Raw genomic sequence first — 15,501 nt, 5'->3', positions numbered from 1 at the left:
AACGCGAAGTCCCCGGCGTTGCGGCCGGGGACATGCACGTTCGCGCTGAGAAAACCTAGGGGCGGGAGATGCCGGCGCTGAGGACGCGGATCGCGCTCACCAGGCCGTCGATCAGGTTGCCTTCCTTGAACGACGACGCGGCCGCGGCCACGCCCAGCGGCGCCGCGGCTTCCGCGCCGCGACCCCGCACACCCTCGCCATAGACGACCTCGATGGCCTTCTGGTTGGGCGAGACGGCGAGCAGCACCGCGTCGTTGGGGGTGGGCACCCGGGCCAGCAGCTTGCGGGCCTCGGCGGCCGGGTCGGGACCGAGGTCACCGAGGTAGACCGCGAACCGGGCCTTCGACGCCCGCGAGCCCCACTTCAGCGCCTCGTCGACCTCGACGAGTTCCTTGATCGAGAACGGGTCGTACTGCGAGATCTCGCCCGGTTCGACGACGCCGGAGAGCCGACCGCTGGATGTGATCGCCCAGCCGAACGGCAGCGAATCCGGATCTACCGGCACCACCTGCGTGCCATGCTCACCACTTGCCACTTGCGCCACCTCCCACGGTGAACTCGGCGCCGTGGCCGTGCCCGGCGCTGCCGATCTTCTCTTCGGTGGCGGCCCACAGCAGCGGGCCGTGGGTCCACTCCTCGGGCAGCTTGTAGGACGGCGGGCGCGGTCCCTTTTTCGGCAATGTCAGCAGCGCGAAGAACGCGCCGACCGCCAGCGTCACGCCGATGATGATCGTCCAGGTAAGTAAGGCACTCACGGGGATCAACTTATCTCACGGTCGTTCGCACGGCCGCGCAAGGCGGCCCAAAGTCAGGCCGCGCCCTCGCCGAGGTAGCGCATCCAGGCCGGATCGAGCTCCTTGATGGTCGACAGCAGCCGCCAGTGCTGTCCCTTCGGGGGCAGCGGCGCCAACCGCAGGTCCCAGCCGAGCTCGGAAAGCAGCTTGTCGGCCTTGCGGTGGTTGCACGTCGAACAGCACGCCACGCAGTTCTCCCAGGTGTGCTCGCCGCCGCGGCTGCGGGGCACCACGTGGTCGATGGTGTCGGCCTTGGTGCCGCAGTAGGCGCAGCGGAACCGGTCCCGGTGCATCAGCGCCGCCCGGGTCATCGGGATCCGGGCGCGGTAAGGCACCCGCACGTAGGTGCGCAGCCGGATCACCGAGGGCACCGCGATGGCGCGCGTCGCGGAGTGCACGACGGGGCCGGCGGGGTCGTCGTGCACCACGTCGGCCTTGCCGCAGAGCACCATGACGATCGCCCGCCGCATGGGCAGCGCGGTCAGCGGTTCGTAGGTGGCGTTGAGCAACAGGACCCGTCGTCGACTCCACAGCGAGACGCCGTCATAGGGGGCGTGCGGGGGTGCTGCGGCGGTTTCCACACTGTGCAGCGACGTGCCCCCGCTGGGCCCCGTCGGGTTAGCCGACGCTCGGGAGCCCATCCTTCTAGCCAGGTTGCGTTTGCGCTGCGCCATAGGTCCTCCGTCGGACAGTCCACCACGGATTGGGGCCAAGCGCACGACAATTCTGATCGTGTTCGCAGGTCAATCACGTGAACAGCGGGTATCGCACAACGTCGCCCGGTGTCCACGGCCCAAACGCAATCCGCTTGAATGGCGGGTATGACCTACGGCAACTACCACCCGGGAGGTCCTGAGTACACGGGTCCGCCGGGGCCTCAGTATCCGTATGGGCAGCCGCCGGCCGGCGTGCCCTACCCGCCTGCGCAGCCCTACGGCGGGTACGGCCCGTACGGTCCGCCACCGGGCCCGGGCGGCTATCCGCCGCCATACCCGCACCCGCCGACGAACCCGCTGGCGACGTGGTCGATCGTGTTCGCGTTCCTGTTCGCCCCCGTCGGCGCGGTGCTGGGCCACCTGGCGCTGGGTCAGATCGCTCGCACCGGGCAGCGGGGCCGCGACCGCGCGCTGATCGGGGTGACGCTGTCGTATGCGCTCATCGCCGTCGCTGTCGTCGGGGTGGCGCTGTCCTTGGTCCTGGCCAGTGGGCCCCGGGAGAACTCCTCGGTGACCGCGACGGCACCGGATCAGGTGGTCTCCCCCACCCAGCCGACGGCACCGTCGCGACAACTGCCGGCGACGGCACCGGTGTTGCTGAGCCTCGACGAGGTGCGTTCGCTGCTGGACATGCCCCGGATGAGCGAGACGAAGTCCGGTTCCGGCGGCGGCTCCGGGGAAGCCGGCGACGCGAGCGCGGATCCGGCGGAGTGCGTGGGTGCGGTGGCCCCGGGCATCGACACCGTCTACGACAAGAGCGGCGCGGTCGGGTTCCAGCGCTCGAGCTTCAGCGACACCAGCAACGCGACCATGGTCGAGCAGCTCGCCGCGGAGTTCCGCAGCCCCGCCGCGGCGCGCGACTTCGTCGCCGAGAACCGGGCGCAATGGCAGGAGTGCGCGGGCAAGACCTTCACCGTCACGGCCTCCAGCGGCGATCTGAGCTGGGACATCGGCACCCCGGGCGGGACCGCCGAGCGCGTCACGCTGCAGAACACCATCACCACCGGGCCGGGTGTGCCGCAGGCCCGCATCATGGCGGTGCGCGGCAAAACCGTCATCGAGGTCAGCCTGGTGTCGCCCAGCGTCTCCGGCGAGGCCGGGACGATCGCCGACCGCATCCTGGCGCGAATCCCGTCCTGAGCCACAATGGGAGAGGTGGACCAAACACAGTCGTTCTATGACGCCGTCGGCGGCCACCGCACCTTCGACGCCATCGTCTCGCGGTTCTATCAGCTGGTGCGCGAGGACGAGATCCTGCGCCCGCTCTACCCGGAGGACGATTTCGAGGGCGCCGAGAACCGGCTACGGATGTTCCTCGAGCAGTACTGGGGCGGGCCGCGCACCTACTCCGATCAACGCGGGCATCCGCGGCTACGGATGCGGCACGTCCCGTACCGGATCGGCTTCATCGAACGCGACGCGTGGCTGCGGTGCATGCGCACCGCCATCGCCGAGATCGATTCCGTGACGCTGGACGACGCGCACCGCCGGGAACTGCTGGACTACCTGGAGATGGCCGCCGAGGCCATGGTGAACGCCCCGTTCTGAGGGTTCAGCGCAGCACCACCGAGGGGTCGCCGCGGCGCCGGTAGACCGAGCCGAACCGGGCGTCGATCCGCAGCCAAGCCGCCTGCGCCCGCACCCGCACGATCTCGTCGGCCGCCACGTCCTGCGCCGACTGCGGCAGGAAACCCATTGCGGTCAGGGCGAATACGCAGCGCATCGGCACGCCCACGCTGACGTCACCGGCGCTGACCGCGATGACCTCCTGGTCCAGCAGCGACACCGGCGGGCCGTGCGCGCTGCCGTGCTCGCGGGCCAACTCGGCCCCGCGGTCGGCGAGGTCGAGCATCACCCGGGCCGGGACGTCGTCGACGTGGACGAACCCGGACTCCGGCGGCAGGCCGCCGTGCCACGCCGAATCCATCGCGAACCCCGGGTCGACGTAGCCCGCCCCGGGCCCCGCCGCCAGGCCCATCGCCAACGCGTCGGCGCCGGCCGACAGATCCTCGGGCTTGACCCTGCCGCCCACCACGCGACTAGCCAGCACATCGAAACCCGTTGCCACCCAGGCAATCACCGTGTCGGGGCCGCGGGTGCGCAGCCGGATCACCGCGGCGTCGTCCAGCCGCAGGGCGCGGTCGGTGAAGATGGCCAGGTCGATCCGGTCGAAGTCACCGGAGAGCCACAGGCCGCGTTCCGCCGGCGGAAACGTCACCGCAGCCACCGCTGCAGGTACTCGCGGTGCTCCGGCGAGAGCCGGACCAGCTTCTGTTCGTCGATATCGAAAGCGGCCAGCTGGGTTTCGGCGATGACGGCGGGCCGCGAATCCGGATCGGCGTTGACCGACCGGACCTCGTAGCCCAGCGTGAAATCGACCGCGCGCAGCCGGTTCACCCAGATGGTCACCTGCAGTGGCGAATCCACCAGCCGCAGCTGCCCCTTGTAGGACACCTTGACCTCGGCGATCAGCAGTCCGGTGGTGGTGATGGTGGGGCCGAAGGCGTCGGACAGGAACGGAACCCGGGCCTCCTCGAGGATGGTCACCATGGTCGCATGGTTGATGTGTTGGTACATGTCGATGTCCGACCAACGCACCGGGACCGGTGTGATGTAACGCTCGCCCATTATCCGGAAGCTCCTGTTCCACTTGCTCGGGTCATATTACGGATCTGGCGCGCGGCCACCGACAGGGTCGCCAGGTCGTGCGACTCGTGGGCACGCAGCTCGGTCAGGGTACGACGGGCCCGCTCCAGCCGCGACGCATTGGTCTGCTGCCACTCGGCGATCTTCTCCTCGCCGGTTTCCTCCGGTTCCCCGACGGCCAGCACGTCCAGCGTCAGCAGCCGCAACGAGCTGTAGAGGTCGTCACGAATCGCCAAGCGCGCCAACGCGTGCCACCGGTCATCGCGCGCCAGCCCCGACACCGCCGTCAGCAGACCGTCGGCACCGAGCGCGTCCATCAACGCGAAGTAGGTGTCGGCCACCTCGGCCTCGTCGCGGTCGGCGATGTCGGCCACGTCGATGATGTCGAGCAGGCTGTACTGGTAGAGCCCGGTGGCCACCAGGTAGGCCAGGTCCTCGGGGGCGCCCTGATCGGTGAACTCGCCGGCCTCCTTGGCCACGATCGCGCGGTCGTCCCCGCGCAGCCACTTGGGCATCTGCGGGCGCAACGCGGCCACCTTGGCGCCGAACCGGTTGATCTCGGCGCCGACGGCGAGCGGTTGCGGCCGGTTGTTGAGCAACCACCGGCACGACCGGTCGATGAGCCGCCGCAGGTCCAGCGTCATCCGGTCGGAAACCTCCACGGGCATCCGGGTTTCCAGCGCAGTGGAACGGATACGCCGCCACGTGTCACCGATCCCGAAGATGGCGTCGGTGGCGACGTAGCTGCGCACCGCGTCGACGTAGCTGACGCCGGTGTCCTCGGTGACCCGGTAGGCGAAGCTGATGCCGGCGGTGTCGACGACGTCGTTGACCAGCATGGTCGTGACGATCTCGCGGCGCAGTTGATGGTGCCGGATCTCCGGGACGAAGCGGTCCCGCAGTTGCGCCGGGAAGTAGGCCGGCAACCGCGCGGCGAACACGTCCTGATCGGGCAGCTCGCAGGCCAGGACCTGGTCCTTGAGCGCCAGTTTCACGTGCGCCATCAACGTCGCGAGTTCCGGTGAGGTCAAGCCCATCCCGGCCTCGGTGCGGCGGTGGATCTCCTTGTCGGCCGGTAGCACCTCGAGTTCACGGTTGAGTCCGGCGGTGTCCTCGAGTTCCTTGATCTGGCGGGCGTGCACGTTGAGCAGGCTGGCGGCGTTGGTGCGGCTGGTGCCCATCAGGTCGTTCTGGGCGGCGTTGTCCGCGAGCACCAGCGCCCCGACCTCGTCGGTCATCGATTCCAACAGTTCCGAGCGCTGGTCCGGGCGCACCTTGTCCTGGGTGACCAGCGAGTCGACCAGGATCTTGATGTTCACCTCGTGATCCGAGCAGTCCACGCCGGCCGAGTTGTCCAGGGCGTCGGTGTTGATCCGGCCCCCGCACAGGTCGAACTCCACCCGCCCGCGTGGCGTCACACCCAGGTTGCCGCCCTCGCCGATCACCTTGGCGCGCACCTGATTTGCGTTGACCCGTAGCGGGTCGTTGGTGCGGTCGCCGACCTCGGCGTCGGATTCGGCCTCGGCCTTGATGTAGGTGCCGATCCCGCCGTTCCACAGCAGGTCCACCGGCGCCTTGAGGACGGCCTTGACCAGAGCCGGCGGCGTCATCTCGGTGACGTCGTCGGAAAGGCCCAGGGCGGTGCGGATTTCCGCGCTGATCGGGATCGACTTCTGCTGCCGGCTGAAGACGCCGCCCCCGGCGGAGATCAGCGACTTGTCGTAGTCGTCCCAAGTGGACCGCGGCAGCTCGAACAGTCGCTTGCGCTCCTCCCAGGACCGGGCCGCATCCGGTTGCGGGTCGACGAAGATGTGCAGGTGGTTGAACGCGGCCACCAGCCGGATGTGCGGCGAGAGCAGCATGCCGTTGCCGAACACGTCGCCGCTCATGTCGCCGATGCCGACGACGGTGAAGTCCTGGGCCTGGGTGTCGACGCCGAGTTCCCGGAAGTGCCGCTTGACGCTCTCCCACGCCCCCTTGGCCGTGATGCCCATCGCCTTGTGGTCGTAGCCGACCGAACCGCCGGAGGCGAACGCGTCACCGAGCCAGAAGCCATAGGATCCGGCGACCTCGTTGGCGATATCGGAGAACGTCGCGGTGCCCTTGTCGGCGGCGACCACCAGGTAGGCGTCGTCGCCGTCGCGGCGCACCACCTGCGGGGGCGGGAGCACCGCGCCGCTGGTGGTGTCGACGTTGTCGGTCAGGTCCAGCAGGCCGCCGATGAACAACCGGTAGCAGGCGACGCCCTCGGCGCGGGTGGCCTCGCGGTCGGCGGCCGCGTCGCCGGTGGGCAGCGCCGGCTGCTTGACGACGAAGCCGCCCTTGGCGCCCACCGGGACGATGACGGCGTTCTTGACCGCCTGCGCTTTCACCAGGCCCAGCACCTCGGTGCGGAAGTCCTCGCGGCGATCCGACCACCGCAGACCGCCGCGCGCGACCGCGCCGAACCGCAGGTGCACACCCTCGACGCGCGGCGAGTAGACGAAGATCTCGAATTTGGGCCGCGGCAACGGCAATTCGTCGATCAGCCCGGGGTTGAGCTTGGTGGCCAGCACCCCCTGGCCGCGCGCCGAGCCGTCGGCGGTGACGAAGTAGTTGGTGCGCAGCGTCGCCTGGATCAGCGAGGCGAAGGCGCGCAGCACCCGGTCGGTGTCCAGGCTGACCAGGGCATCGATGTCGGCGGCCACCGCCGCGGCCGCGGCCTGCGCGGCCTGCGAACGACCGCTTTCGGCCGCACTTTCGCCCAGGGCGGGATCGAAGACCGCCTCGTAGAGTTCGATCAGCGACCGCGCGGTGTGCGCGTTGTCGTTCATCACCGACTCGATGTGCGCCTGGCTATAGGGAAAACCCGCCTGCCGCAGGTACTTTGCGTAGCTGCGGAGGACGACCACCTGCTGCCAGGTCAGCCCCGCGCGCAGCACCAGCTCGTTGAACCGGTCGATCTCGACTGAGCCCTTCCAGATCGCGGTCACCGTGTCGGCGAAGCGCTGTGCGACGTCGTCGATCTCGTCGGCCTCGGCGGGCGGGACGGTGGGGTGCGGCGAGATGCGGAACTGATAGATCCACACCTGCAGCCCGTCGGGGCGGGTTACCGAGAACGGCCGCTCGTCGAGGACGACCACGCCCATGGACTGCAGCATGGGCAGCAGTTCGGACAGCGACGCCGAACGGCCGCCCAGATACCAGGTCAGCCGGTGGATCCGGGTTTCGGTGTCACCGGCGAAGATCAGCTGCACGCCACCGTCGGCCAGGCCTTCGATGATGCCGATGTCGGCCAGCGCGTCGACCGGGCTGACGGCCTGGCGGTAGGACTCGGGCAGCGCGGTGGCGTAATGCTCGGCGGTGCTCTGGTCGATGGCGTCGCCGACGGCCGCACCCAGGAAGCGGTCCCCCCAGGTGCGCGCCGCCTGGGTCAGCAAGCCCTGGATGCGGGTCTTGTTCTCCGGGGAGACGTCGACGTCCCGGGGCCGGGTACCCTGCGGCAGCTTGACGGTGAAATGCACCAGCGCCCAGGGTGATTCGCTGACCCGCGCGGAGTATTCGATGCCGGTGCCACCGAACTCGCGGACCAGGATATCCTGCATCTCGAGGCGCACGGCGGTGGTGTAGCGGTCGCGCGGCAGGTACACCAGGCTGGAGACGAAATGCCCGAGCTGGTCGGCGCGGGCGAACAGCAGTGTGCGGCGCCGGGATCCGAGGTCGATCACCGTCATCGCCATGTCGAGCAGCTCTTGGGCCGACAGCGCGAACAGTTCCGAGCGCGGCACGGTCTGGATGATGTCGAGCAGCAGTTGTCCGGGCCGGCTGGGGTCCTGACCGGCCAGCCGCAGCGCCTCCTGGACCCGCCGGGAGATCAGCGGGATGTCGAGCACGTTGTCGTTCATGGCGGCGATGGTGAACAGCCCGACGAAGCGGTGCTCGACGGTGGTGGAGCCGCCGCGGTCGCGCACCACCACCACGTACGGGTAGGCGCCGTAGCGCAGGTAGCTGGGCGCGGTCGCCTGCGCGAGCACCAGCGTCTCGCCGTTGCCGGTGAGCTCCGGCAGGACCTCTTCACGCCAGCGCAGCACGCCGAGCCGGCTGGATTCCTCGACGGTGGCCCGCCCGTCGCTGACCGGGCAGCGCTGGTAGCCCAGCAGGACGAAGTGCCCGTCGAGCAGCCACCGCAGCCATTCGGCGACGTCGCGGCGTTCGGCCCCGGCGTCATCCGCGGCGTCGCCGTCGAGGTGTTCGGCCAGTTGCCGCAGTTCGGTGGCCATGGCCGCGGAGTCGCGGGCCACCTGGCGGCTGTCGCTGAGCACGTTGGGGATCAGGTCTTCGACCTTCGCGACGGTGCGCCGGTCGGCGGTCGGGGCGAGCTGGATGTGGATCCAGGTCTCGTTGTCGTCGGTGTTGTCGTCGGCGGTGTCGGCGGCGTCGGTGACGGGTTCGAGTGCGCGCAACTCGCCGGTGTCGTCGCGGCGTACCCGCAGCGTGGGATTCATGATCGCGGTGTAGGCGAGCCCGACCCGGTGCATCAGCACGGTCACCGAATCCATCAGCATCGCGGACTGGTCGGTGACGATCAGCAGCGCGGAGTCGGGCCCCGGCAGGTAGGCCACCTTGGTCTCGCCGCGCTCCCGCCGGCGGCCCAGCTCCAGCTGAGCCGCCAGCGCGGCGTCGTCGACGATGTCGCCGCGGTCGGTCTGCGGGGCGTCGCCGTGCGGGCCCCGGTAGGTCTCCTGCAGCGCCGCCCGCACCGTCGCCGCCGCCTCGGACGGCGGCGGTGTCGGACTGGGCGAATCAGCTCCCGGGCGGTCGTGCGGGGTGGCCGCGTGGGCCTTGGGCTGATTCACCGTCATGCGACACTCCTGACTCAGCGCCGTGCCGCTCCGCCGTTGGAGTCACCGCTGATGCGGCTCACCGGCACGCCGCCGTCAGACTAGTCGCGGGTGAGCTTGCGGTGGGTCACTCGGTGCGGACGCGCCGCCTCTTCACCGAGACGCTCGACCTTGTTCTCCTCGTAGGCCCCGAAGTTGCCCTCGAACCAGAACCACTTGGCCGGGTTCGCGTCGTCGCCTTCCCACGCCAGGATGTGCGTACACGTGCGGTCCAGGAACCACCGGTCGTGGCTGATGACCACCGCGCAACCCGGGAAGCTCTCGAGCGCGTTCTCCAGCGAACCCAGGGTCTCGACGTCGAGGTCGTTGGTCGGCTCGTCGAGCAGGATCAGGTTGCCGCCCTGCTTGAGCGTCAGCGCCAGGTTCAGGCGGTTGCGCTCACCACCGGAGAGCACCCCGGCCGGCTTCTGCTGATCGGCGCCCTTGAAGCCGAAGGCCGAGACGTAGGCGCGCGAGGGGATCTCGTTCTGACCGACCTGGATGTAGTCCAGACCGTCGGAGACGACCTCCCACACGTTCTTCTTCGGGTCGATGCCGGCGCGGTTCTGGTCGACGTAGCTGAGCTTGACGGTGTCACCGACGCGGACGACGCCGCTGTCGGGCTGTTCGAGACCGACGATGGTCTTGAACAGCGTCGTCTTGCCCACGCCGTTGGGACCGATGACGCCGACGATGCCGTTGCGCGGCAACGTGAACGACAGGTCCTTGATCAACTGGCGGCCGTCGAAGCCCTTGTCGAGATGCTCGACCTCGACCACGAGGTTGCCCAGCCGGGGACCGACCGGGATCTGGATCTCCTCGAAATCGAGCTTGCGGGTCTTCTCCGCCTCGATCGCCATTTCCTCGTAGCGCTGCAGCCGGGCCTTGTTCTTGGCCTGGCGGGCCTTGGCGCCCGAGCGGACCCAGGCCAGTTCGTCCTTGAGCCGCTTCTGCAGCTTCTGGTCCTTCTTGCCCTGGACCTCGAGCCGCTCGGCCTTCTTCTCCAGGTACGTGGAGTAGTTGCCCTCGTAGGGGTAGGCGCGGCCACGGTCGAGCTCGAGGATCCACTCGGCGACGTTGTCCAGGAAGTACCGGTCGTGGGTGACCGCCAGGATGGCGCCCGGGTAGGCGGCCAGGTGCTGCTCGAGCCACAGCACGCTCTCGGCGTCGAGGTGGTTGGTGGGCTCGTCGAGCAGCAGCAGGTCCGGCTTGCTCAGCAGCAGCTTGCACAGCGCCACGCGACGGCGCTCACCACCGGAGAGGTGGGTCACCGGCTCGTCCGGCGGCGGGCAGCGCAGCGCGTCCATCGCCTGCTCGAGCTGCGAGTCGATGTCCCACGCGTCAGCGGCGTCGAGCTCCTCCTGGAGCTTGCCCATCTCCTCCATCAGCTCGTCGGAGTAATCGGTGGCCATCAGCTCGGCAACCTCGTTGTACCGGTTGAGCTTGGCCTTGATGGGAACGCCCTCTTCGACGTTCTCCCGCACGGTCTTGGTCTCGTCCAGCGGCGGCTCCTGCAACAGGATGCCGACGCTCGCGTCGTTGGCCAGGAAGGCCTCGCCGTTGTTGGGCTTGTCCAGGCCCGCCATGATCCGCAAGACGCTCGACTTGCCGGCCCCGTTGGGGCCCACCACACCGATCTTGGCTCCGGGGAGGAAGTTCAGCGTGACGTCGTCGAGGATGACCTTGTCGCCGTGCGCCTTGCGGACCTTTTTCATCGTGTAGATGAACTCAGCCATGCCGCAGTGTCGCCTTTCTGGTCTTGCAGGAGTTTCGGGGGTTGCTCTAGGCAACGCTTCTGACCATCCTAGGCGGGCGACGCAGCGGGGCGAGGGACGAGCCCCGTGGAGGAGCGCGACCATTCAACCCGGCCGTGCGGCAGTAATGCGAGATAACCGCCGGTCGCGGCCTCAGACGGGCAGCGGCTCGGGCTCGTCGAGGAGATCGACGGCCGCGGCATCCGACAACCGCTCGTCCTGATAGACCTCGGCATCGGGTTGTTCGTTGTCGACCACCCGGCCCACCTTGACGACGTAGTACGCCAGGTCGGGTCCGACGGCATGGGCGCGCATCTCCAGCGAGGAGCGGCGGTTGCCGTCGCGATCGTCGTACTCGCTGGTGTAGACGAACCCGGTGACCACCACCGCGTCACCCTTGGCCAGGCTGGCGGCGACGCCGATGCCGAGGTTGCCCCAGCAGCTCACGTTCAGGAACAACGAGTTGCCCTGCTCCCAGGTGCCGTCGGGGGTGCGCCGCCGGGAGTTGCTGGCCAGCCGGAAGTTGGCCACTTGGGCGTCACCGACCCGGCGCAGGACGGGAGCATTCACGAGTCGGCCGATGACGGTCAAGGAGGTGTCGAACATGTTCGGTCCTTTCGATGCGGGATGCACTGGCTTGTGCGATTGCCAGTCAGCCCGCCGGGACCGACGGTCCGGCCGACAACGGTGAGGGCTCCCGACCGGGTTGTGGATGGAGTCGAGACTGTGAATAGACGGGCTAATCGGACGCCACAGCGGGCGCATGTGTCAGACGCCGTGGCGATGCTGCTGTCATGTCCTCGATCGCGCCTGCGGCCCCCGCCGAAATGCACGGCGACGCGCGCATCGAGGTGCTCTTCGACGAGCTGGCGGAGCTGACCGGACAACGCAACGCCATCGACGGACGCATCGTCGACATCATCGCCGAAATCGACCACGACGGCCTCTGCGGCAACACCGGCGCCCGCTCCCTACCCGCCCTGATCGCCTGGAAAACCGGCCTCACCCCCAACAACGCCCAAACCCTCGCCGCAGTGGCACACCGCCGCGACGAATTCCCCCAATGCACCCAATACCTACGCGACGGCCGCCTGTCCCTAGACCAAGTCGGCGTCATCGCCGAACGCGCCGCCGACGGCTCCGACGCCCACTACGCCCAACTGGCCCCCTACGCCACCGTCAGCCAACTCCGCACCGCCATCAAACTCGCACCACGCCCCGAACCCGAACCTCAGTCGGCGCCGCCGGCGATCACCAGAACCGACCGCGGCAACCACGTCGACTATCGCCTGCGCCTCTCACCGCTAGCCGCAGCCACCTTCGACGCCGCCCTGCAATCCCACCACGACGCCCTGATCACCGACTGGAAACGCGACCACGACGCTGACGGCGCCGGCGCGGCTGAGCTGCGACCCCCGATGCCGACCCAACTCGACGCCTTCACACGCCTGGTCGAAGACAGCTGGGACGCCGAAGCCACCCGCCGCCCCCACGGCCAACGCACCACCCTCGTCGTCCACCTCGACCTCGAAGCCCGCCTCGCCGACCTGCACCTCGGCCCCCTGCTCACCGACACCGACCGCCAATACCTCACCTGCGACGCCACCGCCGAAGCCTGGTTCGAACGCGACGGCACCCCGATCGGCGCCGGCCGGACCACCCGCACCATCGGCCGCCGCCTACGCCGCGCCCTGGAACACCGCGACCAACACTGCGTCGTGCCCGGCTGCGCAGCCACCCGCGGCCTGCACGCCCACCACCTCATCCACTGGGAACACGGCGGCCCCACCGAACTCGACAACCTCGTGCTGGTCTGCCCCTACCACCACCGCGCCCACCACCAAGGCCTGATCACCCTCACCGGACCCGCCCACCAACTCGTCGTCACCAACCCCGACGGCCAACCCTTACACCCCGGCGCCCTGGCCCGACCACCCCAAAACCCACCACCAGACGTACCACCGTGTCCCGGGCCCACCGGCGAACGCGCCCAATGGTGGTGGTACGACCCCTTCCAACCCCAACCACCACCGAACACCAACTAGCACGGCCCGTAACCACCTGCGCTACAAGGTGATTGACCTTCTCCGGGCAGATCGTGGTCTCCGGCACCATCACTGGGCCGCAACGGCGCAACTCCCCCGGTCACCACAGTGGCCAGATCGTGTTGGTTGCCGCGCCATCATCGTCGACAACAACTGCGCCGGACTCCTACGCGCCCTGCCGCTGCTCGACAATGACTGTGAGAGAGCAATGTTCACAATCCGCACCTTCAACGACGAGCTTCACCCAGCGCTGACCGGGGGGTGAGCTCAACGAGGTGGTCGACGTGCTGGCCGCCGAGTCCAAGGTGGAATGGAAAGTCGAAGAAGGATCCGCGTGCGGCGTCGATGCTCGCGAGATTGATCTAGCTCCGTAGACCGTTCTACTTTTCGAGTGCTTTCGAGTAAGCGTGTTTGTGCAGGTCGAAGAGTTTTTCGACCGTGCCCAAGTTGTCCAAGTTTTTCTAGCGCTTTTAAGTAGGAAGCCTGCCGCCATCCGAGCGCCGGTATCAGCCGTCCGTCACCGCCGACTCAGCACATCGCCGATCGATTCTCCAGGCCCCGGCCAACAAGTCCTCACCCGACGGTATCGACGCCGGCCGATCGACCGAGATCACCGGCAGCGCCTCCTCACGCACCGGTAGGACACCGTGGGCGGGGCCAGGGTCTAACGCCCCTGCTTCTCCCGGCGCGCCAACTCGGCGAGCATGTTGTTGTAGGCGGCCAGGTCGGCGTCGTCGTCGCGGTCGGCGGCGCGGTCCAGCCGTTTGGCGGTGCGCCGGTCGCTGCGCGACCACTGGATCAACAAGGCCATCATGACAATGACCAGGGGCACCTCGCCGGCCGCCCAGGCGATGCCTCCGCCGAGCTTCTGATCGCCCAAAAGATCGGTGTGCCACGGCAGTTGCAGCGACCGGTAGAAGGGCTCCGCGAGGACGGTGTTCATCCCCATCAGCACCACACCGAAGAAGGCGTGCAGCGGCAGCGACCCGAAGACCATCGCGAGCTTGGCCAGCGGCTGCATCGGTCGCGGCGTCGGATCGACGCCGATGACGCACCAGTAGAACAGGTAGCCGGTGGCCAGGAAGTGGAAGTTCATCGCCACGTGGCCGGCGTGGTCGCTGGCGGCCGAGTCGAAGATGCCGCCGAAGTACAGCCCGTAGAAACCGGCGACGAACAGCGCCGTGGCGATGATCGGGTTCGTGAAGAACTTCGATACCCGGCTGTGCAACGCGGCCAGCAGCCATTCCCGCATGCCGGGCGGTTGTCCGCGCCCGGCGACCGGCAGCGCCCGCAGCGCCAGGGTCACCGGTCCGCCGAGGGCCAGCAGGATCGGCACCAGCATCGACATCATCATGTGCGCGCCCATGTGCATGCTGAACATCGCCGGCATGTAGCGGCCCAGCCCCGAGGAGGTGGCGAACAGCAGCACCGCGCAACCCAACAGCCAGGCCACCAGTCGTCCGGTCGGCCAGGCGTCGCCGCGCTTGCGCAGCCGCCACACCCCGGCCACGTAGACCAGCGCGAACACGATCGCCGCGGTGCCGAAGATCATGTCGAACCGCCAGTCGAACAGCACCCGGGCCAGCGTCGGCGGGCCGTCCAGGTTGTAGCCGATCTCCACTTCCGGGATCGACGGGTTGAGCACCCGCGGCGGGGGCGGCGGGGTGCGGCCCAGCGCCACCGCCACCCCGAAGGTGAGCCCGAGGATGACGGCCTCGGTCAGCGCCAGCCGGATCAGCGGCCCGCGCGCGTTCGGGTCGGCATCCAGCGCCACCAGACCGGATCGGCGCTGCCGCCAGCCGAAGAACCCGAGCAGGCACAGCGCCAGCAGTTTTGCGCCGACGAGCGCGCCGTAGGTGGTGTCGATCAGGTCGGCGGGGCGCACCCGGATCAGCGCGTTGATCACACCTGAGGCGGCCATCGCCACGAAGCACCACAGCGCCACCGCGGAGAACCGCCGGGCGGCCAGCGCGCCGTGCTCGCCGCCGCGCAGCGCATGGGCCAGCAGGGCGAACAGTCCACCGGCCCACAGCGCCGCGGCCACCAGGTGGATCAACAGGCTGTTGGTGCCCACGTCATGGGAGCCGCCGGCGGCCGAATGCCCGGTCAACCCGAGCGGGATCAGCGTCACCAGCGAGGCCAAGAACAGCACCGGGGTCCACGACCAGCGCAGCACGGGAATGCTGGCCAGCGTCACCCCGGCCGCCAGGAACGCCGTCCAGCGCCACGCGTCGGCGGTGTCGATCAGGCTCGCCGCCGACCACACGTCCATCAGGTTGAGGTGGTCGAGCATCGGCTGGCCGGACACGTCGGACACCGTCAGCGGCACCAGCAGCGCCGCGCACACCGCCCACACGCCGGCGGCGACGGTGCCGGTCCGCAGCGCGCGGTATCCCCCGACGTCGAGCACCCCGTTGGCTTGCGGCGGGACGAAGAACGTCGCGAACAGGAAGCACCCGACGGCCAGGGTCGCGGCGATCTCGCCGGCGGCCCGCACGAACGGCAGACCGAGCGTGGTCACCGGGCCCGGATCGGGCAGGCCGGTGGCGGTCAGCGCGTCGGCGAGCGACAGCGCGGCCAGCCCGGCGGCCGTGCCGCCGGCCAGCAGGCCCACCCCGAGCAGCACCGGCCACACCGCGGTGCGCTGTCCGGTAACTGAGGAGGTCACCGCATCAGAGTATGACCAG

At 69.0% G+C, this 15,501-nt stretch carries 12 protein-coding genes; 3 read left to right on the top strand and 9 right to left on the bottom strand.

The genetic code is table 11. The features are described 5' to 3' along the window. Nucleotides 1-55: 55 nt before the first annotated feature. From EL338_RS07715 to EL338_RS07705, 3 genes are all read right to left on the bottom strand, one after another. Complete coding sequence (locus EL338_RS07715) at nucleotides 56-535, bottom strand: DUF5130 family protein (protein WP_126333188.1); 480 nt, start codon at nucleotides 533-535, stop codon at nucleotides 56-58. After that, nucleotides 522-731 carry an aa3-type cytochrome oxidase subunit CtaJ gene (gene ctaJ / locus EL338_RS07710; RefSeq protein ID WP_126336733.1) on the bottom strand — a complete coding sequence of 70 codons (210 nt, stop codon included), beginning with the start codon at nucleotides 729-731 and terminating at the stop codon, nucleotides 522-524. The genes EL338_RS07715 and ctaJ overlap by 14 nt, the downstream gene beginning before the upstream one ends. 77 nt (nucleotides 732-808) lie before the next feature. Then, nucleotides 809-1,468, bottom strand: coding sequence for an HNH endonuclease (locus EL338_RS07705; RefSeq protein WP_126333187.1), 660 nt, complete (start codon nucleotides 1,466-1,468; stop codon nucleotides 809-811). Nucleotides 1,469-1,615: 147 nt separating this feature from the next. On the opposite strand from EL338_RS07705, the gene EL338_RS07700 reads away from it, so the two are divergent. Next, entirely contained in the window at nucleotides 1,616-2,650 is a 1,035-nt protein-coding gene (locus EL338_RS07700) for a sensor domain-containing protein (protein ID WP_197721922.1), read from the top strand. Between the two features lie 6 nt (nucleotides 2,651-2,656). Then, nucleotides 2,657-3,058: a globin gene (locus EL338_RS07695; RefSeq protein ID WP_163792067.1), complete on the top strand. Its 402-nt coding sequence runs from the start codon at nucleotides 2,657-2,659 to the stop codon at nucleotides 3,056-3,058. A gap of 4 nt (nucleotides 3,059-3,062) precedes the next feature. Here EL338_RS07695 and EL338_RS07690 read toward each other — a convergent pair whose 3' ends face one another. The 5 genes from EL338_RS07690 to ssb all read right to left on the bottom strand — a co-directional run bounded on the left by EL338_RS07690 (nucleotide 3,063) and on the right by ssb (nucleotide 11,375). Further along, complete coding sequence (locus EL338_RS07690; RefSeq protein ID WP_126333184.1) at nucleotides 3,063-3,728, bottom strand: DUF8185 domain-containing protein; 666 nt, start codon at nucleotides 3,726-3,728, stop codon at nucleotides 3,063-3,065. Beyond that, a complete protein-coding gene (locus EL338_RS07685) occupies nucleotides 3,725-4,138 on the bottom strand; it encodes an acyl-CoA thioesterase (protein ID WP_126333183.1) in 414 nt (137 codons plus the stop codon). Before EL338_RS07685 ends, EL338_RS07690 begins: the two co-directional genes overlap by 4 nt. Continuing rightward, the gene (locus EL338_RS07680) at nucleotides 4,138-8,997 is read right to left on the bottom strand and encodes an NAD-glutamate dehydrogenase (RefSeq protein WP_126333182.1); all 4,860 of its coding nucleotides are present in this window, start codon (nucleotides 8,995-8,997) and stop codon (nucleotides 4,138-4,140) included. Before EL338_RS07680 ends, EL338_RS07685 begins: the two co-directional genes overlap by 1 nt. Nucleotides 8,998-9,077: 80 nt before the next feature. Beyond that, a complete protein-coding gene (ettA, locus tag EL338_RS07675; protein WP_126333181.1) occupies nucleotides 9,078-10,751 on the bottom strand; it encodes an energy-dependent translational throttle protein EttA in 1,674 nt (557 codons plus the stop codon). 171 nt (nucleotides 10,752-10,922) lie between these two features. Then, entirely contained in the window at nucleotides 10,923-11,375 is a 453-nt protein-coding gene (gene ssb, locus EL338_RS07670; protein ID WP_126333180.1) for a single-stranded DNA-binding protein, read from the bottom strand. Nucleotides 11,376-11,563: 188 nt separating this feature from the next. Here ssb and EL338_RS07665 point away from each other — a divergent pair, with 188 nt between their 5' ends. After that, nucleotides 11,564-12,814, top strand: coding sequence for an HNH endonuclease signature motif containing protein (locus EL338_RS07665; protein ID WP_126333179.1), 1,251 nt, complete (start codon nucleotides 11,564-11,566; stop codon nucleotides 12,812-12,814). Between the two features lie 664 nt (nucleotides 12,815-13,478). Here the strand turns inward: EL338_RS07665 and EL338_RS07660 are convergent. Next, nucleotides 13,479-15,482: a bifunctional copper resistance protein CopD/cytochrome c oxidase assembly protein gene (locus tag EL338_RS07660; protein ID WP_126333178.1), complete on the bottom strand. Its 2,004-nt coding sequence runs from the start codon at nucleotides 15,480-15,482 to the stop codon at nucleotides 13,479-13,481. Nucleotides 15,483-15,501: the final 19 nt, after the last annotated feature.

Source organism: Mycolicibacterium chitae, assembly GCF_900637205.1.
Lineage (GTDB): Bacteria > Actinomycetota > Actinomycetes > Mycobacteriales > Mycobacteriaceae > Mycobacterium > Mycobacterium chitae.
The sequence above is the reverse complement of the archived record's forward strand: the minus strand, read 5'-3'. Positions and strand labels throughout refer to the sequence as shown.